Annotated in this window: 24 protein-coding genes; 3 read left to right on the top strand and 21 right to left on the bottom strand. The window is 41.2% G+C overall.

The window, feature by feature from the left end:
- Nucleotides 1-353: 353 nt before the first annotated feature.
- The 6 genes from P8O16_RS18890 to P8O16_RS18865 form a co-directional block, all read right to left on the bottom strand.
- Nucleotides 354-1,649 carry a TRAP transporter large permease gene (locus tag P8O16_RS18890; RefSeq protein WP_300317443.1) on the bottom strand — a complete coding sequence of 432 codons (1,296 nt, stop codon included), beginning with the start codon at nt 1,647-1,649 and terminating at the stop codon, nt 354-356.
- Entirely contained in the window at nt 1,649-2,140 is a 492-nt protein-coding gene (locus tag P8O16_RS18885; RefSeq protein WP_300317439.1) for a TRAP transporter small permease, read from the bottom strand. Before P8O16_RS18885 ends, P8O16_RS18890 begins: the two co-directional genes overlap by 1 nt.
- A gap of 22 nt (nt 2,141-2,162) precedes the next feature.
- Nucleotides 2,163-3,149, bottom strand: a complete 987-nt coding sequence (locus P8O16_RS18880; protein WP_300317436.1) for a TRAP transporter substrate-binding protein — start codon at nt 3,147-3,149, stop codon at nt 2,163-2,165.
- A 318-nt stretch (nt 3,150-3,467) separates the two neighbouring features.
- Nucleotides 3,468-4,496 (bottom strand): Gfo/Idh/MocA family oxidoreductase, encoded by a 1,029-nt coding sequence (locus tag P8O16_RS18875; protein WP_300317434.1) that lies wholly within the window; start codon nt 4,494-4,496, stop codon nt 3,468-3,470.
- Nucleotides 4,493-5,506, bottom strand: coding sequence for a 3-dehydro-L-gulonate 2-dehydrogenase (gene yiaK / locus P8O16_RS18870; protein WP_300317432.1), 1,014 nt, complete (start codon nt 5,504-5,506; stop codon nt 4,493-4,495). The genes P8O16_RS18875 and yiaK overlap by 4 nt, the downstream gene beginning before the upstream one ends.
- A 36-nt stretch (nt 5,507-5,542) precedes the next feature.
- Nucleotides 5,543-5,935, bottom strand: a complete 393-nt coding sequence (locus P8O16_RS18865) for a VOC family protein (protein ID WP_300317430.1) — start codon at nt 5,933-5,935, stop codon at nt 5,543-5,545.
- Nucleotides 5,936-6,082: 147 nt separating this feature from the next.
- Between P8O16_RS18865 and P8O16_RS18860 the strand changes: the two genes are divergently transcribed.
- Nucleotides 6,083-7,495: a tagaturonate reductase gene (locus P8O16_RS18860; protein WP_300317427.1), complete on the top strand. Its 1,413-nt coding sequence runs from the start codon at nt 6,083-6,085 to the stop codon at nt 7,493-7,495.
- On the opposite strand, the gene P8O16_RS18855 is transcribed toward P8O16_RS18860, so the two are convergent.
- The 8 genes from P8O16_RS18855 to rpsT all read right to left on the bottom strand — a co-directional run bounded on the left by P8O16_RS18855 (nt 7,476) and on the right by rpsT (nt 14,782).
- Entirely contained in the window at nt 7,476-8,237 is a 762-nt protein-coding gene (locus P8O16_RS18855; RefSeq protein ID WP_300317424.1) for a zinc-dependent peptidase, read from the bottom strand. The genes P8O16_RS18860 and P8O16_RS18855 overlap by 20 nt on opposite strands.
- A gap of 60 nt (nt 8,238-8,297) precedes the next feature.
- On the bottom strand, nt 8,298-9,863 hold the full coding sequence (gene rny, locus P8O16_RS18850; RefSeq protein ID WP_300317421.1) for a ribonuclease Y: 1,566 nt from the start codon (nt 9,861-9,863) through the stop codon (nt 8,298-8,300).
- A gap of 67 nt (nt 9,864-9,930) precedes the next feature.
- Nucleotides 9,931-10,215, bottom strand: coding sequence for a cell division protein ZapA (locus tag P8O16_RS18845; protein WP_300317418.1), 285 nt, complete (start codon nt 10,213-10,215; stop codon nt 9,931-9,933).
- A 1-nt stretch (nt 10,216) separates the two neighbouring features.
- The gene (locus P8O16_RS18840; RefSeq protein ID WP_300317415.1) at nt 10,217-10,501 is read right to left on the bottom strand and encodes a hypothetical protein; all 285 of its coding nucleotides are present in this window, start codon (nt 10,499-10,501) and stop codon (nt 10,217-10,219) included.
- Between the two features lie 2 nt (nt 10,502-10,503).
- A complete protein-coding gene (gene pheT, locus P8O16_RS18835) occupies nt 10,504-12,918 on the bottom strand; it encodes a phenylalanine--tRNA ligase subunit beta (protein WP_300317413.1) in 2,415 nt (804 codons plus the stop codon).
- A 202-nt stretch (nt 12,919-13,120) separates the two neighbouring features.
- A complete protein-coding gene (locus P8O16_RS18830) occupies nt 13,121-13,738 on the bottom strand; it encodes a DUF1684 domain-containing protein (RefSeq protein ID WP_300317410.1) in 618 nt (205 codons plus the stop codon).
- Between the two features lie 3 nt (nt 13,739-13,741).
- On the bottom strand, nt 13,742-14,437 hold the full coding sequence (radC, locus tag P8O16_RS18825; RefSeq protein WP_300317407.1) for a DNA repair protein RadC: 696 nt from the start codon (nt 14,435-14,437) through the stop codon (nt 13,742-13,744).
- Between the two features lie 90 nt (nt 14,438-14,527).
- On the bottom strand, nt 14,528-14,782 hold the full coding sequence (gene rpsT, locus P8O16_RS18820) for a 30S ribosomal protein S20 (protein ID WP_300317404.1): 255 nt from the start codon (nt 14,780-14,782) through the stop codon (nt 14,528-14,530).
- A gap of 212 nt (nt 14,783-14,994) precedes the next feature.
- Here rpsT and P8O16_RS18815 point away from each other — a divergent pair, with 212 nt between their 5' ends.
- Nucleotides 14,995-15,939, top strand: a complete 945-nt coding sequence (locus tag P8O16_RS18815; RefSeq protein WP_300317401.1) for a zinc dependent phospholipase C family protein — start codon at nt 14,995-14,997, stop codon at nt 15,937-15,939.
- Between the two features lie 226 nt (nt 15,940-16,165).
- Here the strand turns inward: P8O16_RS18815 and P8O16_RS18810 are convergent, their stop codons facing one another.
- Complete coding sequence (locus P8O16_RS18810) at nt 16,166-17,470, bottom strand: pyridoxal phosphate-dependent aminotransferase (protein WP_300317398.1); 1,305 nt, start codon at nt 17,468-17,470, stop codon at nt 16,166-16,168.
- Nucleotides 17,471-17,739: 269 nt separating this feature from the next.
- Between P8O16_RS18810 and P8O16_RS18805 the strand changes: the two genes are divergently transcribed.
- Complete coding sequence (locus tag P8O16_RS18805) at nt 17,740-18,969, top strand: metallophosphoesterase (protein ID WP_300317396.1); 1,230 nt, start codon at nt 17,740-17,742, stop codon at nt 18,967-18,969.
- A 179-nt stretch (nt 18,970-19,148) separates the two neighbouring features.
- Here the strand turns inward: P8O16_RS18805 and P8O16_RS18800 are convergent, their stop codons facing one another.
- The 6 genes from P8O16_RS18800 to ettA form a co-directional block, all read right to left on the bottom strand.
- Nucleotides 19,149-19,790 carry a hypothetical protein gene (locus tag P8O16_RS18800; RefSeq protein WP_300317394.1) on the bottom strand — a complete coding sequence of 214 codons (642 nt, stop codon included), beginning with the start codon at nt 19,788-19,790 and terminating at the stop codon, nt 19,149-19,151.
- Nucleotides 19,787-20,218, bottom strand: coding sequence for a hypothetical protein (locus P8O16_RS18795; RefSeq protein WP_300317391.1), 432 nt, complete (start codon nt 20,216-20,218; stop codon nt 19,787-19,789). Before P8O16_RS18795 ends, P8O16_RS18800 begins: the two co-directional genes overlap by 4 nt.
- Nucleotides 20,219-20,291: 73 nt before the next feature.
- Nucleotides 20,292-20,465, bottom strand: a complete 174-nt coding sequence (locus tag P8O16_RS18790; RefSeq protein ID WP_300317389.1) for a hypothetical protein — start codon at nt 20,463-20,465, stop codon at nt 20,292-20,294.
- Complete coding sequence (locus P8O16_RS18785; protein ID WP_300317386.1) at nt 20,462-20,869, bottom strand: hypothetical protein; 408 nt, start codon at nt 20,867-20,869, stop codon at nt 20,462-20,464. Before P8O16_RS18785 ends, P8O16_RS18790 begins: the two co-directional genes overlap by 4 nt.
- Before the next feature lie 15 nt (nt 20,870-20,884).
- On the bottom strand, nt 20,885-21,097 hold the full coding sequence (locus tag P8O16_RS18780) for a hypothetical protein (RefSeq protein WP_300317383.1): 213 nt from the start codon (nt 21,095-21,097) through the stop codon (nt 20,885-20,887).
- 377 nt (nt 21,098-21,474) lie between these two features.
- Nucleotides 21,475-23,154, bottom strand: a complete 1,680-nt coding sequence (gene ettA / locus P8O16_RS18775; protein WP_300317380.1) for an energy-dependent translational throttle protein EttA — start codon at nt 23,152-23,154, stop codon at nt 21,475-21,477.
- Nucleotides 23,155-23,261: the final 107 nt, after the last annotated feature.

Genomic DNA, 23,261 nt, shown 5'->3' with positions numbered 1-23,261 from the left:
GTTGGCAGTTGGCAGTTGGCAGTTGGCAGTTGGCAGTTGGCAGTTGGCAGTTGGCAGTTGGCAGTTGGCAGTTGGCAGTTGGCAGTTGGCAGTTAAAGCGAACTTCAATGCCTGAGGAGGGTTCCATTTTTAAACAAAAAAACCGGTATTTCAGAAAATACCGGTTTTTTGTTTTTTTATATAATATGTATATCCGCAATTGCACCAGAAAAAGGTAAAAAGCGACTTAATGTACGGTAAACACTAGCAAAGCTGGTACTTCCGTCATCGGTCATCGGTCTTCCAGCCTGGTAAGCAAAGAAAAAGAGGCCTCTGGCATCATTAAGGATAATCAGATTATAAATATCAAGTTTTTAAAGTCCAAAGAATCGTGGCAACCAAAGGGAAATCTCTGGAAATAACATTATTAGAATCAAAGCCAGTACCATCGCAAAGAAAAATGGCAAAAGTGGCTTTATGACTTTTTGAATTGTAGTATTGGCAATCCCCACTCCGATAAAGAGAATTGATCCCACAGGTGGGGTACAAAGTCCAATACAAAGATTGAGTACCATCATGATCCCAAAGTGAACAGGATCAACCCCCAGAGCAGTAACAACAGGAAGAAAAATCGGTGTAAAAATTAATACTGCCGGAGTCATGTCCATAAAGATTCCTACAAAAAGCAAGAGGACATTGATCATGATTAAGATGACCACGATGTTATCACTTAGCGAAAGCATGGCATTACTGATATTTTGAGGAATTTCCTCACTGGACATTACCCAAGACATGGCCATCGAGGTAGCGATTAGCAACATCACCACAGCAGTAGTCTCTGCAGATTTCAATAAAACTGCCGGCAGGTCTTTAACTCCAATTTCACGATAAATCAGGGATAGAATCAAGCTATAAACAACCGCAATAGCCGAAGCTTCGGTAGCTGTAAAAACCCCTCCAATAATTCCACCAATCACAACAACCAACAAAAACAGGCTAGGAATAGCATCCCAAAAAGTCTTCAAAACCAACTTCATGGAAGATGGCTCCCCAGCAGGAAGTTTTTTGATCTTAACCATAATAGCAGCAGTAATCATCAGCATTAGACCCACTAATAAGCCGGGTAAATATCCAGCAACAAATAGTGCTGCCACAGAAACACCTCCTGAAGCCAGTGAATAAACGATCAGCACATTGGAAGGAGGAATGATTAATCCTGTCGTAGAAGAAGTGATATTTACAGCTGCTCCGAGTTCTTTCGGATAGCCTTCTTTTTCCATTCGCTTTCCCAAAATCCCACCCATAGAAGAAGCTGCAGCTACGGCAGAACCTGCAATAGCACCCATGAGCATTGCTGCAATTACATTCACATGGAGTAAGCCGCCGGGAAGTCTTCCCGTCAAAGCCTTAGCAAATTCAATGAGTCGATTGGCAATTCCTCCACGGTTCATCAGTTCTCCCGCAAGTATAAAAAAGGGAATGGCCAATAAGGAAAAACTATCCAGACCTGTTCCCATACGCTGCGCAACGGTTGTAATTGCAGGCATGCTCGCCACAGTCACCATCAAAGTCAACATGCTTGACAGCCCCAAACTCCAAGCTACGGGAACACCAATTCCCAGAAAAAACAAAAACGATAAAACAAGAATCAATACAGGTAAAATCTCCATTATTCGGCTGTTTTAATAGATTGAAAAGACTGGCTAATTGCTACGGCCTGATAATAAATAACCAAAAGGCCACTAAAAGGGATAATCCCGTAAACATATGCGAGCGGAATCTGTAATGCTGCTGACTTTTGGCCCAAAATAAATGTGATGTAAACCAAATTACTTCCTCCGATTAACATCACAGTCAAAGCAAAAACCAAAACGCAGATATCAATCAAAACCATCAATTTCAGCTGTCCTTTTGGGCTAAGGCTAGTCAATAAAATATCAATTGCCAAGTGCTCTTTTTTCCCTGCAACAAAGGCAGCCCCCAGCATTCCGACCCAAATTAACATATATCGAGCTAGTTCATCTGTAAAGGAACTTGGATCTTGAAAGACATATCTGGATACCACTTGCCAAGTCACATTGATCACCATCAAAGCCATCAACACAACCAGCAAAGACGAAATAACGCTATCCAATTTGGATTTAGATTCGAGTGAAAACATAGGCCTGTTATTTTAAATGGGTTTAATCAACTGCTTGAATCGCTTTGGCGATTTTATAAATTTCAGGTTGATCTATCTCTAGCTGAGAATAAATCCCCTTGACTGCCTCGCGAAAAGGAGCCTTGTCAGGGTAAGTGATAGTGACTCCTGCTTTTTCTAATTCTCGCATGGACTCTTCAGTCGAAGCAGCCCAAAGTTTATATTGATACTCAGCTGATTCATCAGCGGCTTCCTGAAGCCATTTTTGTTCTTGTGGAGTCAATGATTCCCAAACCTTGGTGCTCACTATAACAACGTCTGGAAGTGCTGTGTGCTCATCCAAACTGTAGAATTTACATACTTCGTAATGCTTTGAGGTATATAAACTTGGCGGATTATTTTCCGCAGCATCTACGATTCCTTGCTGAAGTGCGGTGTATAATTCTCCGTAGGAAACCGGTGTTGGTGAGCCTCCCATTGCTTTCACCATATTGGAAGCAGTGACACTTTCCATTACCCGAACTTTCTTTCCAGCAAGATCCGACGGTGTTACAACAGATTTATCTTTAGTATAAAAACTCCGCTTTCCGGCATCATAATAGGTCAATCCGCGCAACCAATATTTTTCACCATCAAGCAATAATTGCTTTCCTATTGGGCCCTGCAACACCTTTTTCTGATGGGCATCATCTCGGAATAAATAGGGAAGCCCAAAAACAGACATCGTTGGGGCAAAACCTTCCAATGCTGCAGCAGAGACCTTGGTCATCCCCAAACTACCTATTTGTAAAAGCTCCAAAAGCTCCCGCTCCGAACCCAACTGCTGATTTGGAAATACTTTCATCCGTAGTTTTCCATTGGATTTTTCCTCCACCCGCTTAGCAAGAAAAACCATCGCATCATGAACTGGATGGCTGGGAACCTGAGCGTGACCCATTTTAATCATCTTGAAATTGAGTGGGCTGCTACAAGAAAAAGGAAGCACTCCTACCAGAACTATAGCAAGAATAATAAGAAATTGTTTTTTCATGGGTTTATTGATTTGGGCTGGAATAAACTTAAGCTGAACTCTGAGAACAAAGTACGACCAGCAAAATCCTGTTATTAAAGATGCTCTGATCTAACTCATTTTCAAAATGAATTTAGGTTTATGGTTTTTGACTTAGCAAGGCTAATCTAGCTTAGAAAAAAAATCTGCTTTCAGATCACCTTTAGTAATTCAAATAATGGCCCTTAGAATGAAAATAGGGGTATTTTAAAAATTTCAGAATATTTGGACGCAGAAAAAATGACCTGAAAACGATTCCGTAATAATCTATCCTTTCCAAATCATCTGCTTCAAAAATTACTACTCTTTAAATGGAAATTTCACTGTTGCTTTCTTTTTGGAGGATGAATATATCCCTCGAATCAATTCCAAGGACTTTCTCGAAGTAGGCCCATCCACAGCATAATCATCGCCAGTCTCCAAACTTAAAATGAATTCTTCCCACTGTTTCTGGTGCAAAATACCGCTGATCGCCATAGGGTCTGCAGCTCCGGAAGAGCTAAAAATTTGACTCTCTTCAAGCTTTGATTCTTCTCCCTTGATTTTCCAATGGGTGATTTTTCCTCCTTCAAGTATCGCACTTCCCTCCGATCCAAAAATCTCGATTCGCTCAGGCAGGCCAGGATAAAGCGCTGTCGCAGAAGTAATATTTCCAATGGCTCCACTTTTAAATGTGACCAATGCCGCACCCAAATCTTCGCCTTCGATCTGATGATAGGCTGTTTGAACTTTTCCAAAAACTTCCGAAACCTCCCCCATCAAGTCCAATAAAAGATCAATGGTATGAATTCCCTGATTAATAAACGCACCTCCACCATCTTCCTCGATGGTTCCTTTCCAATCGCTTTTACTGTAGTATTCCTTATTTCTAAACCAATTTACGTACGCATTCCCCATCAAAAGCCTTCCAAATAAGCCTGTATCAACCGAAGATTTCAATTTTTTGTAGTCTGAAGAAAAGCGGTTTTGAAAAATTATAGCAAGCTTTACTCCTTGCGTTTGGCAGGCATTTATCAATTGATCTGCCCGGTCTAAGGTCACTTCGATTGGCTTTTCAATGATTAAATGCTTTCCAGCTTTTGCTGCCGCTAAAGCAGGCTCCAAATGCCTTCCGCTCGCAGTACAGATACAGACTACCTCCAAATCAGGATGCGCTAAAAATGTGGTGATATCGGAATATCCTTTTACTCCAAATCGGGCTTCAGCTTCTTGAGCTCGATCTGGCGTACTACTGCAAACGGCTACCAATTCAGCATTGTTGATCGACTTTATAGCCGCGGCGTGAATACCAGCTATTGCTCCAGTCCCGATTATCCCTACTTTTTTCATAATCTTGAGAAAGTTGTCAATTTATCCCATAGCTCAGCACTTATAGGAATTCCTAGCTTTAAATTTTCGCTTCTAGTCTTAAGAATCTGCTCTCCGGGATAGCGAATCGATTGGTTTTCAAAAACTGAAGAGGATTTTAAATCTTCGATAATTGCATCAGCTTTTGTGTCCAACCAATCAGTCAAACCTAACCTGACTGGATCAAAACAGACAAATACTTGTGAGAGGCCTTTTTCGACACCATCTTTCCCAACCTCCTCTGTGGAATTTCCCCCTGAAAGGATAGAAACGAGTAAGTCCATCATCAAAGAAAGACCAGCACCTTTCCACATGCCCGCTGGTAAAGCAAGATGGCTTGCAAGAATATCTACCGGTGACTTCGTTAAATTCCCATCGCTGTCAAATCCTCCATCGAAAGGCAATTGCGCTCCTTTCTTCTTAGTAATCTCCATTTTTCCATATGCAAATTGAGACATCGCCATATCCAACACCACATGACCCGAGCTCCTTGGAATTGCTATTACCAATGGATTATTTCCCAACTTCGGTTCGCTTCCTCCCCAGGCAGGCATATTTGCGATCGTATTGGTAAAACAGATCCCTATACAACCTGCATCTGCCGCCTGCCACCCGAAATTACCGGCACGCATCCAGTGATTTGTATTCTTAAGTGTCACTGTGCTCATCCCGAAAGTTTTTGCCAACTCGATCGCTCTATTCATAGCAAATTCTGCGTTGAGATTGCCGGGGCCGAATCGACCATCGTAACGCTCCATCATTCCTAATTGAGCTATTAGTTCAGGATTATTTTCAGGGACTACAAATCCCTTTTTGATGAAATCTAAAAAAAGCAAAAAGCGATTCACTCCATGAGAATGCACTCCATCCCGATCAGCTTGAGCAAATAGAACTGCACAACGATGCGCTCTCTGATTCTCAAACCCATGCTGGATCATGCAGGCAGTTAGTGTATCTATCAAATCTTCAAAAGAAACTCTCAATTCTTCCATTTGCTTTGCACTTTTCAATTTCAGGAATACTTGGTTCTAATTTAATTTCAACATTGGCATGGCACGCTTGCAAAGTTGAAGGCAAATACCCCAAGGATCCCGTAGCATAATTAAGTGTGATCCGTCAGGATGCATATCATCAGAGAAAAGAGTTGCTCCAGCCTGAATCAGCCGATTCATATCTTCAGTGGGGTTTTCTGATACCAAAGCCAAGTGAACGGCCAAGGGATGAAACGTATTAAAGTCAAGCGTTTCCCCTTTTGGATTACTGTAGATTTCGAGCATAACAGTCCCACTATCATCCGCCATAAAAGTCATAAATGGAGATTCCTCCATCTTTTTAACCACAGTCAGGCCAAGGTGATTTTCGTACCAAAGTGACGTAGCGGTTGCATCAGGCACATTCAAAGCAAAGTGTTCAAATTTCATAGTTTACTGAAAGAAAGGGATTATTGATCTCAACAATAATGAAGAATTGTGAAAAGCTTTCCTAGAATTCCAGCACAAATCCTATTTTTAACTATCCTTGAACAGTATACTAGATCAAGTTATCAAACATCTCCTGAATTAACGATCATGAAACCACTCCAAAGAACTGCCTCCAACTCCAATGCTTTCCCAGTCAAAATACTCCAGTTCGGGTTTGGAAATTTCCTACGAGGATTCGCTGATTGGATGGTGGAGGAAGCAAACGAAAAAGGAATATTTCAAGGGAATATCCAAGTTGTCCAAATTCACAGCAAGCATTTAGACCCAAAAATAATGAGACAAGATGGTTTGTTTCATGTCATTGAAAGGGGTCTGAGTCAAGGTGCCTTGATCGATCATGCCCAGTTAATCACTTGCGTTACTGGTGTGACTTCTATTTTCGAAGATTATGAGGGCTACCTAAAACTTGGCGAGAATCCTGCCCTGGAATTTATTATTTCCAATACCACAGAATCAGGAATTTATTTTGACTCAGAAGATTTTCCGATCGAGTCTATTTCAAAAACTTTTCCAGGAAAATTGACCGCTTTGCTTTTTAATCGATTTCTACATTTCAGCGGGGATCCAGAAAGAGGGCTAATATTTCTTCCTTGTGAATTGATTGAAAAGAATGGTCAGCAATTAAAGTCTTGTATTCTGTCCTATGCTGAAAAATGGGATTTACCAGAGGGATTCAGCGATTGGATCTCAAACCATAATATTTTTTGCGACACGCTGGTAGACCGAATCGTACCAGGGTATCCAAAAGCAGAAATAGCCGAAATCGAAGAGAAAATAGATTGTAAGGATGAGTTGGCAGTGATGGTGGAGCCTTATCATTTTTGGGCAATCCAAGGACCTGAGGAAGTACGGGAAAGATTCCCTCTCGATCATGCTGGATTAAATGTGAAGTTTGTCGAAGATTTAAGTCCTTATCGGACTATGAAAGTTAGAATTCTAAATGGGGCACATACCACTCTAGTTCCTTACGCCTATCTCCATGGCTTTCGTACTGTTGGGGAATCTGTAGAAGATCCGGGATTGTTGGTGTTTTTAGAACATGCGATTTATGAAGAAATCATTCCAAGTATGGAATATTCAGAAGAGGAGTTGACAGATTTTGCAAAGGACGTATTAGAACGTTTTGCAAATCCTTTTATCAGGCATGAGTTGAAATCAATTGCCCTGAATAGCATCTCAAAATTTAAAGTTCGCGTGCTTCCTTCCCTACTTTCTTATTGGGAGAAAAATCAGTCCTGGCCAGCCAATTTGACGATGGGATTTGCCTCACTGATTCTTTTTTACAAGGGAGATTTCAAGGGGGAGACCCTTCCTTTGAACGATGACCCAACTGTAATTTCGATATTTTCTAAAGCTTGGTCTAAACCAAACCTTGTGGATACCCTAACAGAAGTTTGTACCAATCAGACCCTTTGGGGCCAAGATCTCTCCCGATATGAGGGGTTGATTTCAATGTTGGAGTCTTGTATTCAAAGATTAATCACTTCAACCAAACCCTAGGATCCTGTCGCAAAAGCTGGACTAACGTACCATATAACTTAGGGTGGTAATCAAAGAAGGTTTTTGGTCTCTCGAAGAAATTCTCCAAAGCGACTGCAAAAAACTCATGTTCATTCAAGCCTGCCGCCCCCCTAAAAATTGAGCTTTTCCCAGCTTCTATTTTGACCATTTCAGGCCCAACTAATTCCTGATAAGAACTCCATGCTAGGGGGTTAAAAAACTCACTTTCGCCGTTATAGTAGATTTGATTTTCTAATTTAAGAGCATGGGCAATTTCATGAATCCCCAAGTTAACCCCGTCATGATTATCTTTCATCCCATCTAAAAAGCAGGACCAAGACACCACGATTATTCCATATTTAGGATTTACTTCACCACGATGGTAGCTTTTTGTGATGGAGCTATAATAGGCATTGGGATAAATCAGAATTTTATCGAAATGAGGAAGTCGGATACGTCTCCATCCAAAAGTCACCATCACAATGGTAGATCCAATCAAAACCTCCATCTCTGGAGTCACCTCTTCAATCCCTCCTCTCCCTATAAATTCCTTAACAGAAAGAATCCGCGAAAGCTTTTGCATGAATTCTTCTTTGTGGGTTGGGTTAAGATTTTGAAAATACGGAAAGGACCGTTCCAAAATCTTGATATCGTTAAGTGTCAACCTTCTTGGGTAGAAATTCGCTCTTGCTTCCTTTAACCACCAGCCTAATCTGTTGAAATATTGCGCTCGATGCTTCATAAAATAAAAACGGCAGAAACCCAAAGGTAACTGCCATTCTAAGTTTTTGCAATCGGAAAATTAACGTGCGTAATTTACTGCTCGCATTTCCCGAATCACCGTAATTTTAATTTGTCCAGGGTACTGCATTTCTTTTTCAATTTTCTGAGAGATGTCGAAAGAAAGCTTACCCGCAGTGGTATCATCCACATTATCAGCATCTACAAGCACTCTAAGTTCTCGACCCGCCTGCATCGCAAAGCATTTGTTTACCCCATCAAAGCTCAATGCAAGTTCTTCCAACTCCTTCAGGCGCTTGATATAACTATCCATCACTTCTCTTCGAGCGCCAGGTCTTGCACCTGAAATTGCATCGCATGCCTGAACAATAGGCGAAATCATAGATGTCATTTCTATTTCATCGTGGTGAGCTCCAATCGCATTACAGATTTCTGGATGTTCCTTGTAGCGCTTAGCTAGTTCCATTCCTAAAACAGCATGCGGAAGTTCTTGCTCTTCTGGCCAAACTTTACCGATATCATGGAGTAATCCTGCTCGCTTAGCGAGTTTGGCATTTAATCCCATTTCAGCCGCCATGGTAGCACAAAGCTTTGCAACTTCTCGAGAGTGCTGAAGAAGGTTTTGCCCATAAGAAGATCTGAATCTCATTCTTCCTACCATTCTGATTAACTCCGGGTGAAGTCCATGAATTCCAAGATCAATACAAGTTCGTTCACCGATTTCAACAATTTCTTCTTCGATATTTTTTTCCGTCTTGGCAACCACTTCCTCGATTCTTGCAGGGTGGATTCGACCATCTTGCACCAATCGATGTAGTGAAAGCCTTGCTACTTCTCTCCTCACAGGATCAAAGCCTGAAATAATAATTGCTTCAGGAGTGTCATCTACTACGATCTCTACGCCGGTAGCTGCTTCGAGAGCTCTAATATTTCTTCCTTCTCGACCGATGATTTTTCCTTTGATATCATCACTTTCAATATTGAAAACCGAAACGCAATTTTCTACAGCATGCTCTGTCGCTGTTCGCTGAATAGTATCCAAAACAATCTTTTTTGCCTGCTTAGTTGCAGTTAATTTCGCCTCGTCAAGAATGTCTTTTATTTGGGATGATGCTTTTGACTGTGCTTCTTCAGTGAGCATTTTGACTAATTCCTCCCTGGCTTCTTCACGAGTTTGGTTTGCAATTTTCTCCAGATCGGAGATTCGCTGATTGGTAATACGATCAAGCTCCTCTTTTTTGACTTGAACAGAATGTAGCTGAGCATTAAGGTTTTCCTTTTTGCTATCCAATTCAGCCTCTTTGCGCTTTACCTGTTCTAACTCTTTTGATACTTGTTGCTCTCGTTGTTTGACTTTATTTTCATTGGTGATGATGATGTTTTTCTTATTGTTCATCTCTTCATCAAACTCCGATTTCAGCTTCAGGTATTTCTCCTTTGCTTCAAGAATCCGATCTTTTTTGATGGACTCGGCATTAATCTCAGCTTCGCGAAGCATAGATTTCACACGCTCTTTAGTCTCTTCTTCGAGCTTTGCGTTTTTATTTTTTATCAATGCGCCGGCAATTGCGGCTCCCGCACCAGTCCCTACTAGGGCTGCGAGGACAATATATAGTATGTCTCCCATAGGTATTTTGAGTATAAATTAACCTTTGGAGAATCCGAAAAATCGTAAGAAATAAGTTGTTAACTAATTATAAAGCCTTGGACAAAAGCGCGTTGATATTTAAAATACTGGTTCTTATATGCTCACTATCTCCAGCATTTGCTTCATTGGTTTCCAGGGCTTCCACCATGCAATCAAAAGCCACCATTGCTAGTAAATCCTGATTATCATCCAGACCAAATTCATCTTTATATTTTCGCAGTTTCTCATTTATCAACTTGCCTGCTTGCCTGATCTTGGATTCATCCTCGATCTTGACGCGCATAGGATATTCTCTAGCTCCTATTTTTATTTTGATAGCAAGTGTCTCCATATCAATCTGATAAATAGGTGATCAATTGGTCGATTTCTTGTATATAATTATTGATTAAGTCACTCATTTCGGTCGAATCTCCTGGACTCACCGGTCGGTTCTCCACAATGTTACTAATTTTAATCTTATTTTTAAAATGCTCGATTTCCTGCTCTTTTTCTTCCAAAGACCTATTGACTTCCTCCAATTTTTGCTTTAACTGCTGATTTTCTGCACTCAATTCAAGCAATCGATCGCTGGCTTTCGTCGCCAGTTTTTCCAATTTTAGCAGTTCCTCTTGAATCATTTCTATGTACGGATCAATGCGCCTACTTCGTTTTCAAAGGCTTGAATCAATTTACTCATTGTTTTGTCAATTACCTTATCCGTCAGTGTATTTTCCTGATCCTGCAGATGAAAACTTAATGCATAGGCCTTTTTACCTGCATCGATTTTATCCCCTTGGTACACGTCAAAAACCCCAATTCGTTGCAATAATCTCCCTCCTGCTTTTAAAGCTACTTTTTTCACCTGATCATAAGACACTGCCTTATCGATCACTAAAGAAAGATCTCTTCTAACCTCAGGGAATTTAGAAATCTCCTGATACTTTTTCAGGCCTGCAGCTTTCTTGCAAAGCAAGTCCCAGTTCAACTCTGCATACCAAACTTCCTGACGAACCTCGGCAAGCTTCAGTGACTTCTCTTCTACCAAACCAATTTCTGCCAAGACCTTTTCACCTAGCTTCAATTGCAATCCATATTCAAACGGTGCATTGTCGATAACGCTCATCTCGCTAAGGTCAATATTCAGGATTAGCAGAATATTTTCAACTGTCGCATACAAGTCTGCAAAAGCAAAAGATTTAGCCGGCTCGATCCAGCTTTCCGCTGACTTTTTCCCAGAAAGGAAAAGCGCAAGTTTTCTGCTTTCAACATAGCCACTTTCCGCTTTGCCATAAACTGTTCCGAATTCAAAATATTTCAAATCCGTCTGTCTTCTGTTGATATTTCTTGCTAAAACTTCAAGTCCAGAATAGAGCAGTGACTGCCGCATCACGTCCAGATCTTCGCTGAGCTTATTGAAAATTTTAACAGATTGATCTGGATTTAAAAACCCTGATTTTTCAGCATAAGTTGACTTCGTCAAGCTATTTGTGATCATCTCCAAATAGCCTTGTCCAGCTAAAATTTGAGAAAGCTTGAATTGCAACTTATTCAAATCCTTAACCGGATGCTCAGCCAAATAGTCCGTATTGAGATTTTCTGATAAGGCAACTTGCTCGAAGCCATGAATCCGAAGAATCTCTTCGATCACATCGGCTTCTCGAGTCACATCCACACGATATGGTTTTGCAATAGCAGTAAATCCTGTTTCCGATTCTTCGGTCACTTGAATTTCCAGACTTTCCAAAATTCGCTTTACTTCCGCTGCCGGAATTTTCTTTCCTATTAATCGGTCTATATGCCCGTAAGAAACTTCAATTTGAAAATCTTCAACCGGGTTAGGATACAAATCAATTATCTCAGAGGCAACTTTGGCACCAGCGATTTCTTTCAAAAGCTTTACCGCCTGCTTCAGCGCATACACAGGCATATTCGGATCTGTGCCTCGCTCAAATCGAAATGAAGCATCGGTCTTGAGTCCATGATGCTGTGCTCCCTTCCGTATGATATCCGGAGAGAAATAAGCCGACTCCAAGAAAATCGAAGTGGTCTGGTCAGATACGCCAGAATCTACTCCTCCAAAAACACCCGCGATACAAAGTCCTCCTGTCGGATCCTTGATCATCAATTCATCACCTGTAAGCTTTCGCTCTTTTTCATCCAAAGTTTTGAAAACCGATCCCTTTGGGCTTTTACCTACTATGATTTTACCTTCTGAAATACGATCTGCATCAAACGCATGAAGTGGCTGTCCAAGGTCATGAAGGATAAAATTGGTAATATCCACCACATTGTTGATCGGCTCAAGATCTAATGATTTTAAGAAATTTTGAAGCCATTGCGGAGATGGGCCAACTTTTATATCTGACAAAACTACTCCAGCATAGCGAGGGCAGTCAATAGAATTTTCTACTTCAACACTGATTTTAGGACCATTTGCCTCGATTTTCAAGTCAGCGACGGAGTCGAGACAAAGCTCCTTTTTCAAAAGTGCTTTAAGATCCCGAGCCACGCCCAAGTGTGAGGCAGCATCCGCTCGATTGGGAGTCAATCCGATTTCCAAAATATGATCTTGGTCTACTTCAATCAGCCTGGACGCTGGTGTTCCATTTGGCAAATCGGTGTCCAAGACCATTATTCCCGCGTGACTTTTTCCTAAGCCCAATTCATCTTCTGCGCAGATCATTCCTTCGGAAGCCTGTCCTCTGATTTTAGCTTTTTTGATTTGAAAGGAATCGCCTTCTGTAGGATAAAGCGTTGCACCTATCGTAGCAACCAGAACTTTTTGGCCTTTAGCAACATTTGGTGCACCGCAGACGATCTGGGAAGGCTCAGCCTGCCCAATATCCACGGTAGTCAAACTCAACTTGTCCGCATCAGGGTGCTTTTCGCAGGTCAAAACCTCACCAATGACAATACCATCCAAGCCTCCTTTGATAGATTCAAAGGCATCGATCCCTTCCACTTCCAATCCGGATTGCGTCAGCAACGCAGCAATTTCTTCCGGGCTTTCGGTTATAGCAATGTATTTTTTTAATCGATTGATTGATATTTTCATGTGTTTATAATTTTTCTATTTGGCCACATGGAATCTCGCAAGGCTTATAATCATCCCAGTGTGTGACTTTTTAGTCATGCTCGATTTCATATGTGAGTGAGGTCCAGGAATCTTTCGATTCAACCATAGATAAATAAAAAGGGTCCGAAAACCCTTTTTTGATCAGTTTACAAATTTAAGAGAATTGGCTTAGTCAGAAAGGCTATTTCTCGTAATTTTTCTCCCCTGCTAGGATCGGTATGGGAAGTAGATTTTCCTTCGGAGGAAGTGGGCAGGCATATTCAGGATTATAGGCACAGTAAGGGTTGTAAGCCAAGTTGAAATCGATTGTAATACTGTTTTTCCCGTCTTGACGGGCATTGATATACCTTCCTCCTCCGTAGGTTTCACCTGCACTGGTTTGATCTGCAAAAGCCAAAAAGAAATTTCGCTTATCGGCTTCGTCCAAAGATTGGAGCAAAAGCAAGCGGTTGACATTCCCACCCAGCTCAAACTCCGCATAGCTATGTTCGATGTATTTTTCCCGCGAGCCGTCCGTAAGAGGCACTTCCCGGACTTTTTTATTTTCAACCGGGATCATTCTTGCCTTTACTCGGTAAGTGGGATCGATTGGATAAAAACTTAAGGCTTTGAATTCCCGCTTTTGGGTCTCAGTTAACGGAGACTCGATATTGAATCGGATGAATTTAAACTGTCGTTCCCGCTCTGCCTCAATCTTTTCGATGTAATCCTCTGGACTTTCTGTAGCGGTAAGCGTGTAAAAAACTGCCACAGCAATCACTATGGAAACCACAAGGAGTATCAGCGTATTCTTTTTCATAATTTAAAGGATGCCTTCATCGGCGAAGCTAAAATAGCCATCATCTGTATAAATCACATGATCGAGGACAGGTAAATCCAATTCCCGACCGATTTTAACCATTCGCTCTGTCAATCGCTTGTCTTGCTCAGATGGCCGAAGATTACCGCTTGGATGATTATGAACTAGAATTATTGACTGCGCTAAATGCTCCAATGCAATCTTAAAAACCACTTTCGTATCGACCACCGTGCCTGCAGTTCCTCCTTGGGAAATCAAATGCTTTTTCATCACTTGATTAGATCTTGAAAGTAGGATCAGGTAAAAAAATTCAACTTGCTCGTCAAATAATTCCGGTTTCATCAATTCATAGATATCTCTCGAGCAGGTTATTTTGGGTTTCACCTTAGGCTCAGCATCTTTTCGTCTTCTTCCAAGTTCCAGTGCGGCCACTATTGCTATTGCTTTGGCCTCTCCTATGCCTTTGAATTTTTTTAAATCCTGAATGGACATCCTGGCTAAGTCTGCCAAATTATGATTTACAGAAGACAAAATGTGCCTAGAAAGATCTACTGCACTCATAGACGGAGTACCTGAACCGATCAAAATGGCGATTAACTCGGCATCTGAGAGAGCAGTTTTTCCTTTGAGAAGCAGTTTTTCCCGAGGTCTATCCTCTTCTGCAAGTTCTGAAATTTTTATGGAGGTAAATGTATTCATCGTAGCTATTAAAAAGTTTAACTAAAGCTACAAACAATTGGGTATAAAAAAACCCTGACAGGCAGGGTTTTAGAGAATTAATTTTAGAAATTAACCTAGCGCGGCTACGAACTTGGCCAATCTTGATTTCTTGTTGCTTGCGTTGTTCTTGTGAATCACATTCTTCTTAGCCAATTTGTCCAACATAGAAGATACCTTCTTGTAAAGGTCAGAAGCTTCTACTTTGTCAGTAGTTGCCTTCAATCTTTTAATGAAAGTCCTTGTGGTCTTAGCCTGATATCTGTTTCTCAAACGCTTCGCCTCGTTTGCACGAATTCTCTTTAGAGCTGATTTGTGATTTGCCATATCCTGATATTAAATAAATTTCGTTACGTTCCCCTATTCCGAATCGGAGTGCAAAGTTATTGTAATTATTTAATTCTGCCAAAGGAAATGAAAACATTCCTTTCAAAGCCTTCTTTTTTTGAATTACAATATTCTTCAATTCCGGTCTTAAAGGCACAAATATAGCTGAAAATCTATCGCTTATCATGCAAAGATTTTGCTTAATTTTATTCATGGCAACTTTTATCTCTTGGTTAATTCCTTTCTTTTTTATTTCAGAACCAATTTCACCCTGGGGTTTTTATGCCCATTCGCTGATCAATCGAATGGCAGTTTTTTCTCTTCCTCCAGAACTTATCGGTCTGTATAAGTCAGAAATTCAATTTCTTACCGAAAAAGCGGTAAACCCAGATCGCCGAAGATATGCCGTGGAAGGGGAAGCGGAAAAACATTACATCGATCTGGATCATTATGGGGACAGTGCGCTTCAGATTTTGCCTATTTATTGGAGTGACGCTATTGAAAAATTTTCTGAGGACTCCCTTCGGCAAAATGGAATCGGTCCCTGGTCGGCCTATTTGACTTTTGTCAGCTTGACAAAAGCTTTTGAAAGCAAAAACAAAGCTGCAATCCTAAGGCTATCAGCAGATTTAGGACATTACCTCGGGGATCTGAATGTACCACTTCACACCACTAAAAATTATAATGGGCAACAGACTGGTCAAAATGGAATTCATGGCTTTTGGGAAAGTCGCATTCCAGAGCTTCAAGCTGTGGATTATCCGCTTTGGGTTGGTAAAGCCGAATATGTAGAACGACCGCAACAAGCTATTTGGGATGCAGTAGCAAATGCGCACAGTCAAGTAGATTCTGTGCTCCGAATAGAGCGGGAACTAACTTTAGCATTTCCCGAGGATCAGAAATACAGTTATGAAGAGCGAAATGGATTGACGGTTAGGGTGTATTCACGGGAATTCACCGAAGCCTATGCGCTTGCGCTCAATGGGCAAGTTCAGCGACAAATGAAACGCTCGATCAAGATGATTTCCGATTTCTGGTACACTGCTTGGATCAATGCCGGCCAGCCAGATCTTTCGAAGCTAATCGATGGAGTTATCGAGGAAGAAAAACTGGAGCGTGATGCAAAGATTAAGACGCGAGCGCACGATAATCAGTAGACAGCGTTACAGTCGGCAGTAAGCAGTTGGCAGTAAGCAGTAGTCAGTTAACAGTAAGTAGTAACCAGCCGGCAAAGGGCAGTTGTCAGTTTATGCGAACTGAGTCCTGTTCACTGCCATCTGATTTTCATGATTTCTCGCCCTTGTGAGTGTCTTCACTCACAACCAAATCGTTAGAAGCAGATTTCAACTTTTTAGATTTCTCACTTGAGACTTCTGATTTATTTTACGATTTCAAATACTCCTCAATAGCCTTCCCCAGTCTTCTAAAGGTATCCTTAAACACTGCCTCATTTTCCTCCAAGAGTGTCACTCGAAACCCTCTCAAATCCGAACAAAAGGAAGAGATCGGCACCACACAGATTCGCTCAGATGCCAGTAAATAATAGACAAATCGCTTGTCTAATGGCATGGTATCATCAGTCAGCCAAGTATCTAGTAAGGCTTGAAGTTTTGAGTCTGTAATTGGCAATTTTTGATTTGGACGAAGTAAGGACTCGTCAAAGACAATGGTATTGTAAAAAGCCCCTTGGGTGGGATTGAATTTAATTCCAGGAATATCACCCAAAATTTCCGCCATCCATTCACTGCGCTTGCCGATTTGGGCATTTGCATGAGTTCGATAGGACCGATATTCCGGATGACTCATGATTCTTGGAATCGCCAACTGAGGCAAAATCGTCGAGCAAACCTCGATCATCTTGGCATTTTCCAAGGTTTGGCAGAGTTTGGAAAATTCTGTCGAAACTTCACGATTATAAAATTCCATCCAACCGCATCGTGCTCCCGGCCAGGGGAATTCTTTGGAAATCCCTTTTAGAGAAATAGCAGGACGATTTCCAATCACCTCAGATAATCCAACTGCGGTAATCCCATTGTAGGTGATATTTTGATAGATCTCGTCTGCGATCAATAGCAAATTGAACTCCTCCGCAATCTTCACGAATCCCTCGAGCACTTCGCGAGGATAAACCATTCCGGTGGGATTATCAGGATTGATGATCAGGATGCCGACGATGGCTGGATTGTATTTGACTTTCAGGTACAAGTCCTCCATATCTGGAAGCCACTGGTTGTCGGGATCGAGTTTATACGTAATTGGAGCAGTATTGGCATGAGCAGCTTCCGCAGAACTATGGGTGGAATAAGCTGGCGATGGACCGATGATTCGAGCTGTTGGAATTAGAAATTGGTAGAGTTTGGCGATCGCATCCCCTAATCCATTGAAGAAAAGAATATCCTCTGCAGTGATCTGAGCTCCTCCACCTTTGTTGGTTAATTCAGCTAGAAACTTCCGCGTTTCAAGCACGCCTTTGGAATCCGCATAGCCATAGGTTTTATCCTGCTTCAGTAATTCAGCAATGATCTCCTTCATCCAATCCGGGACATGATTACTCTTCTGAATAGGATCCCCTATATTTTCCCAAGTCATCTCATAGCCTAAAGCTTCCACTTGGCGGGCTTTTTTTACGATTCCTCGGATTTCATAGGTTAATTCTTCGGCTCCAGGGCGCAAAAGTAATTGTCTCATCGGTAAATAGGCTTGATGGCAAAATAAATCTGAACAAAGAAACGAAAAAGGGGAATAAAAATTACTTCAATTGGTAAATGAGGAAATTATTCAAAAAAAAGGTATAAATCCGCAACTTTCCATGAATGAATTACCCCTTATTCTGAGGTAAATTTTTTGATATAATTACAATCATTAATTTGTTTTTCGACGTAGATGGTTAATCTTGGTTATTATTAATTCAAAGAATCTGTCCTTGAATTTCCTCGTTTAAAAAACTTCTTGATATAGTGATCCCAATCCTTATTCGCATTCTTATCTTCTTATTATTTGCCTTCTTTATCGACTGGTATTCCTATCAAGCTTTTAGAACGCTATTTCCTAGCCAAGCCTGGATTAAGATTGGATTTTGGATCTTCTCTATCTTCGTATACCTTTTTATCGCTTACGGTTTTCTAAACTTCGACCGAAGTAGCAATAATAACCTAAACTTAGGAAGGCTTATCTCCTTACTGGTGCTATCCTTGATTCCAAAGTTGATCATCCTTAGCTTCATGTTTGGGGAGGACATCATACGCTTCTTAACAGGAACATATCAATCCGCTACCGGAAACTCTAATGGAGATTTTCTGCCCGATCGTAGAAAATTTGTGAGCCAAGCTGCATTACTGCTATCGGCTGTTCCTTTTTTGGGAATTCTTCACGGAGTATTAGTAGGCAAATACCGCTACCGTGTAGTCAATCATACGCTGGAGTTTGATGACCTACCAGAGGAGTTTGACGGCTTTACCATCACGCAGATTTCAGACATCCATTCTGGGAGTTTTGACAATAAAAAGAAGTTGGAATACGGGGTTGATCTGATCAATAAGCAAGAATCAGATATCATCTTGTTCACAGGCGATTTGGTCAATAACCATTCAAAAGAAATGGAGCCTTGGATAGATACATTCAAAAAGCTGCAAGCTCCTATGGGCAAATACTCCATTTTGGGTAATCATGACTATGGGGATTATATGTCTTGGCCGAGTAAGGATGCTAAAGAAGCAAATATGCAGCGGCTGTACGAAATTCAGGAAGAATTAGGTTTCAAGCTCTTACGCAATGAAAACGTTAAAATCACGAAAGCCGGAGCAAGCATAGACCTGATCGGGGTGGAGAATTGGGGAAAAGGATTTGCGCAACATGGCGACTTGCCCAAAGCCGCAGCAAATCTGGATGCAAAAAGCTTTAAAATTCTGATGAGCCACGATCCTTCCCACTTTGATGAAGAAGTGAAAAATTTCGCTCAATTTATCCACCTTACACTTAGTGGCCACACCCACGGAATGCAGTTTGGTATTGAAATCCCTGGCTTTATCAAATGGAGTCCTGCTTCCCTCCGCTACCCTAAATGGGCTGGTATGTATGAAGAACTAGGCCGCTACTTGCATGTAAATCGTGGATTTGGAGTTCTGGCTTTTCCAGGCCGGGTAGGTATTTGGCCTGAGATTACGGTGTTGAAGCTGAAGAGGAGGTAGAATCCCTCAAACTGTTCTGACCCCAATAGCCATTTCGGATGGAATCCTGAACCCATATCATGGGATTTTAAATCCAAATAGCTTTTGATATTTCACACTCCGAAGATTTCAAATCTTCGGGTCTAGCTTCGAGATTACACATCACCAAGGGCTGGAAAATCTGGAATAGTGAATAAGGTTCAATGCAGTGTAATCTGAAATCCAACACTACCTGAAAGTTCTGAAGACTCGCGGACATAGGATCTGTCTGAAGGATTGATGATAATATCTTTTCCTCTCAATCCTCCGTAACCAGCCCTCAAAATCAAATGGCCTTCAATGAGACCTGGTTCGCCTCCAAAAACCTTGTAGGTAAAGCCCAATCCGCCTGAATAAGAATTATAGTTTAAAACATATTTGGAAGGATTGTTACCATGAATGACCTGCATCCAACCTACTCCAAAATCAGGCATGATGGCAATTTTTTTTCCGACAGGGAATTTGTGGTAGATCAAAATTCCATGATCTCTAAATCTTGCCTCCTTAAAAAAGCCAGCTAAAAAGCGATTTTCTTTCACATTGGCACCTTGGCCCCCGACATAAATTCCTATTCCGGGATAGTTGCTATAGCGAAAATTCAGTTTAAGTCGATATCCAAGGTCCATTTGATAGACATCCCCTAGAAACGTTTGGTTTTGAAAATCCCGATACACAAACTCCAAGCTTGGCTCAACTTTAAAGCCTTCACTTTTTTTCTCTTTTACAGCGATTTGATCCTGAGCAAAAGTGGATTGAATGATTCCACAGAACAAAAATACAAACCACAAATACGGGGGCCTCATGGCTTAATTGCTTTTAAAAACCCCAAAGCCACTACGCCATTTTCATCCTTCTCTGACGAATTTATTAAAAGATAATTTTGTATTTGAGGCTCTCCAAAGAAATCAATCTCAAGCAAGTAGGGAGACTGAATCTCCAAATAATAAAAATTATCCAGCTGTCGTGAAGGTGCTACGAATCTGAATTCTCCCAAATCATTGGTCAGCTCGGTATAAATAGAGGAGTTTGACTTGGGATTTTGAAAATCAGAAAAATTGAAATCCTGAGTGAAAATCAGCTCCAGCCCGGGAATTGGCTGGCCTTCTTCATCTACGATAACACCAGTGAAGGTATCGAAACTATCATCGATAAACTCCTTACAGCCCATAGCAAAAGCCAAAAGGCTAAATAAGAGAATTTTGGCAATACTATCTTGTTTGAAGTACTTCATAGCTGATCGGAGTAGAGTCCAGGTTTCCGGCAATTTTTATCATTTATACCTAAACCCAAAAATACATAACGGGTTAAACTTTCTTCTTTCGTGCTTTGAGTCCTCGATATAGAAATGCAATCAATCCCCAAATGATAGCTATGCCCAATAGCCAAGATGGAACAGGAAATAGATCGAAAAATTGAACCAGAAGGATGATCCAAATCAGACCAAATGGCAAATCGTAAAGCCGCTCTAACCAATTCATTTTCTTTTCAAAAGGTATCTCGTAGTTCCATTCGAATAGCCAAAGATCAGGGTATCCCCAGAAAATCCATATCGGTTTTGCCGGCTTCCTTCGCTGGTAATGATTTCTATTGTTTCGTTATTCCACGTTTTCCAAGAGAATGTTGGAATCAAAGAATAATCTAAAGGTTCGGAGATTCCATTTCGTTTGAGGTCATCTCTTAAAAACTGGGGATCTAAAATTAGCTTCCCGTCCTTGGTGTAAGTCTCCACATAGCCTTTTCCATAAAACTCATCTTTGACGATTTCACCATTTCCATCTTTCGAATAAAGCATGCTCCATTTCCCAACTAATCGAGGGTCCCGTTCGGCCTTTTGGAAAAAAGCTAGGCAAGCCAAGCTTAGAAAAGCAATTAGAATCTGCATAAGCCTATAGTTTGATTAGCTACGATTTTCATCATTCTTTCGCTGACTTTGATAAGCCTTAATCCCTGCAATTTGGGAAATGACCAATAAGACCATGGCGATCAGTGTGAAATTTGGGATCTTATTTTTCCCTTCCATCCAAAATCCGGTGTGCCAGAAAGAAAGGGCTCCAATTACCAGTGCTGCAAGAATTATAACCAAATGAAAATAAAACCTACGTTTACTCATTGGTTCCTTTCTTTTTTGCTTTTCAGATGCTCGTAGTAAGAAATAAGTTGACTTGAAGACAATAGTCCTGCAGTAAGCAGCAATAACAAATATGACTTTAAACTGCTTTCCGACCTTAAGAATTCTATAGTGCCGAACAGCACCAAAGCAATGCTGATACTTAAAAAAACGATGGTTACTTTTTTCATACGGAGACCAAACTAAAAAATATTTATCATAAATCAAACTAAAGGAAACTTAAATATAATAGGCAATAAAAAACCTTCGGAGTCCTAAAGACCCCGAAGGTATATTACACTGCATAAAGGTTGATTCACTTCGTTCGCCAGGACGAATTACATTTCAAACTTTTGATTTTAGCCTTCTGACTTTCTAACTTACTTTAAGTTCTTATATCGAATTCGTCTAGGAGTCACATCGCCCAAGCGCTTCTTTTTGCTTTCCTCGTAGTCGGAGAAGTTACCTTCAAACCAAACAACTTGAGAATCGCCTTCGAAAGCCAGAATATGCGTACAGATACGATCCAGGAACCACCTGTCGTGGGAAATTACTACAGCACAACCACCGAAGTTCTCTAGCGCTTCTTCCAAGGCTCTCAGCGTATTGACGTCCAAGTCGTTGGTAGGCTCATCGAGAAGCAGCAAGTTGCCACCTTCTTTCAGCATCATCGCCAAGTGAACCCGGTTACGCTCTCCACCTGATAGTACGCCTACTTTCTTCTCCTGATCTGATCCTCCAAAATTAAACTTAGATACATATGCTCTTGAGTTGATTTCCTTGTTCCCCAACTTCATCAATTCATTTCCATCGGAAATAATCTGGTAAACCGATTTATTCGGATCCAAGGAATCATGTTCCTGATCCACATAGGAAAGCTGCACGGTCTCTCCCACCTCAAAATTACCGGAATCCGGTTTTTCCTGTCCGGTGATCAATTTGAAGAGCGTGGATTTACCCGCACCATTTGGACCGATAATTCCGACAATTCCACCTTGAGGAAGGGCAAAGCTTAGATTTTCAAAAAGCAACTTATCTCCGTATGCCTTAGAAACTCCGTTTACCTCAATCACTTTGGCACCTAATCTTGGTCCCGGTGGAATAAATAATTCCAGTTTTGATTCTTTTTCTTTCGCCTCTTCTCCGACAAGTTTATCGTATGCACTCAGACGGGCTTTTCCTTTAGCCTGTCTTGCTTTTGGGGACATTCGAATCCACTCAAGCTCTCGCTCCAAAGTTTTCTGACGCTTGGATTCCGTTTTCTCTTCCTCTTTTAATCGGTTTTGCTTTTGGTCCAGCCAAGAGGAATAATTTCCTTTCCAAGGAATCCCTTCGCCACGATCGAGTTCCAAAATCCATCCAGCGACATTATCGAGGAAGTATCTATCGTGAGTCACAGCAATAACAGTTCCCTTATAATTCTGCAAATGCTGCTCTAGCCAATGCACCGACTCGGCATCGAGGTGGTTGGTAGGTTCATCGAGTAACAAAACATCTGGCTCCTGTAAAAGCAAACGACAAAGAGCCACTCTTCGCTTTTCACCACCAGAAAGGTTGGCCACGTTGGCGTCACTAGGCGGCAGTCTAAGCGCATCCATTGCTTTATCAAGCATGACATCAAGTTCCCATGCATTAGCCGCGTCAAGCTTCTCCTGTACCTCTCCTTGGCGGGTGATCAACTTGTCCATCGCGTCCGGATCTTCCATCAAGGCAGGATCCATGAATTTTTCGTTAATTTCTTCAAATTCCTTCAGCAAAGCCACCGTCTCGTGTACCGCTTCTTCGACGACTTCTTTGACTGTTTTACTGGGATCGAGCTTGGGCTCTTGCTCCAACATCCCAACGGTATAACCTGGAGACCAGACCACTTCGCCTTGATACTCTTTGTCAATCCCCGCGATGATCTTCAACAGTGAGGATTTACCGGAACCGTTAAGACCTAAGACACCAATTTTGGCTCCGTAAAAAAATGACAGGTAGATATTTTTTAAGACTTTTTTCTGTGGCGGATAGACTTTGGAAACGCCAGCCATCGAAAAGATGATTTTTTCTGAACTCATAAGTTGATTTTTACTTTATAAATGTCACTAAGTATCAAAGATGGCAAAAAAACCCCTTTCTTAGGATAAGTGCTTTTGAATTAATTAATTTGCGAAAAGTTGAAAAC

Source organism: Algoriphagus sp. (assembly GCF_029254265.1).
GTDB lineage: Bacteria > Bacteroidota > Bacteroidia > Cytophagales > Cyclobacteriaceae > Algoriphagus.
This window is presented reverse-complemented; position numbering and strand designations above follow the sequence as displayed.

Coding starts and splice junctions, on each gene's coding strand:
- rpsT (WP_300317404.1), bottom strand. CDS start 14,782: ATGGCAAATCACAAATCAGCTCTAAAGAGAATTCGTGCAAACGAGGCG.
- P8O16_RS18875 (WP_300317434.1), bottom strand. CDS start 4,496: ATGAAAAAAGTAGGGATAATCGGGACTGGAGCAATAGCTGGTATTCAC.
- P8O16_RS18860 (WP_300317427.1), top strand. CDS start 6,083: ATGAAACCACTCCAAAGAACTGCCTCCAACTCCAATGCTTTCCCAGTC.
- P8O16_RS18830 (WP_300317410.1), bottom strand. CDS start 13,738: ATGAAAAAGAATACGCTGATACTCCTTGTGGTTTCCATAGTGATTGCT.
- P8O16_RS18855 (WP_300317424.1), bottom strand. CDS start 8,237: ATGAAGCATCGAGCGCAATATTTCAACAGATTAGGCTGGTGGTTAAAG.
- P8O16_RS18795 (WP_300317391.1), bottom strand. CDS start 20,218: ATGAAGTACTTCAAACAAGATAGTATTGCCAAAATTCTCTTATTTAGC.
- P8O16_RS18790 (WP_300317389.1), bottom strand. CDS start 20,465: ATGAATTGGTTAGAGCGGCTTTACGATTTGCCATTTGGTCTGATTTGG.
- P8O16_RS18800 (WP_300317394.1), bottom strand. CDS start 19,790: ATGAGGCCCCCGTATTTGTGGTTTGTATTTTTGTTCTGTGGAATCATT.
- P8O16_RS18885 (WP_300317439.1), bottom strand. CDS start 2,140: ATGTTTTCACTCGAATCTAAATCCAAATTGGATAGCGTTATTTCGTCT.
- P8O16_RS18810 (WP_300317398.1), bottom strand. CDS start 17,470: ATGAGACAATTACTTTTGCGCCCTGGAGCCGAAGAATTAACCTATGAA.
- pheT (WP_300317413.1), bottom strand. CDS start 12,918: ATGAAAATATCAATCAATCGATTAAAAAAATACATTGCTATAACCGAA.
- P8O16_RS18845 (WP_300317418.1), bottom strand. CDS start 10,215: ATGGAGACACTTGCTATCAAAATAAAAATAGGAGCTAGAGAATATCCT.
- ettA (WP_300317380.1), bottom strand. CDS start 23,154: ATGAGTTCAGAAAAAATCATCTTTTCGATGGCTGGCGTTTCCAAAGTC.
- P8O16_RS18815 (WP_300317401.1), top strand. CDS start 14,995: ATGGCAACTTTTATCTCTTGGTTAATTCCTTTCTTTTTTATTTCAGAA.
- P8O16_RS18840 (WP_300317415.1), bottom strand. CDS start 10,501: ATGATTCAAGAGGAACTGCTAAAATTGGAAAAACTGGCGACGAAAGCC.
- P8O16_RS18865 (WP_300317430.1), bottom strand. CDS start 5,935: ATGAAATTTGAACACTTTGCTTTGAATGTGCCTGATGCAACCGCTACG.
- P8O16_RS18890 (WP_300317443.1), bottom strand. CDS start 1,649: ATGGAGATTTTACCTGTATTGATTCTTGTTTTATCGTTTTTGTTTTTT.
- yiaK (WP_300317432.1), bottom strand. CDS start 5,506: ATGGAAGAATTGAGAGTTTCTTTTGAAGATTTGATAGATACACTAACT.
- radC (WP_300317407.1), bottom strand. CDS start 14,437: ATGAATACATTTACCTCCATAAAAATTTCAGAACTTGCAGAAGAGGAT.
- P8O16_RS18780 (WP_300317383.1), bottom strand. CDS start 21,097: ATGAGTAAACGTAGGTTTTATTTTCATTTGGTTATAATTCTTGCAGCA.
- P8O16_RS18880 (WP_300317436.1), bottom strand. CDS start 3,149: ATGAAAAAACAATTTCTTATTATTCTTGCTATAGTTCTGGTAGGAGTG.
- rny (WP_300317421.1), bottom strand. CDS start 9,863: ATGGGAGACATACTATATATTGTCCTCGCAGCCCTAGTAGGGACTGGT.
- P8O16_RS18785 (WP_300317386.1), bottom strand. CDS start 20,869: ATGCAGATTCTAATTGCTTTTCTAAGCTTGGCTTGCCTAGCTTTTTTC.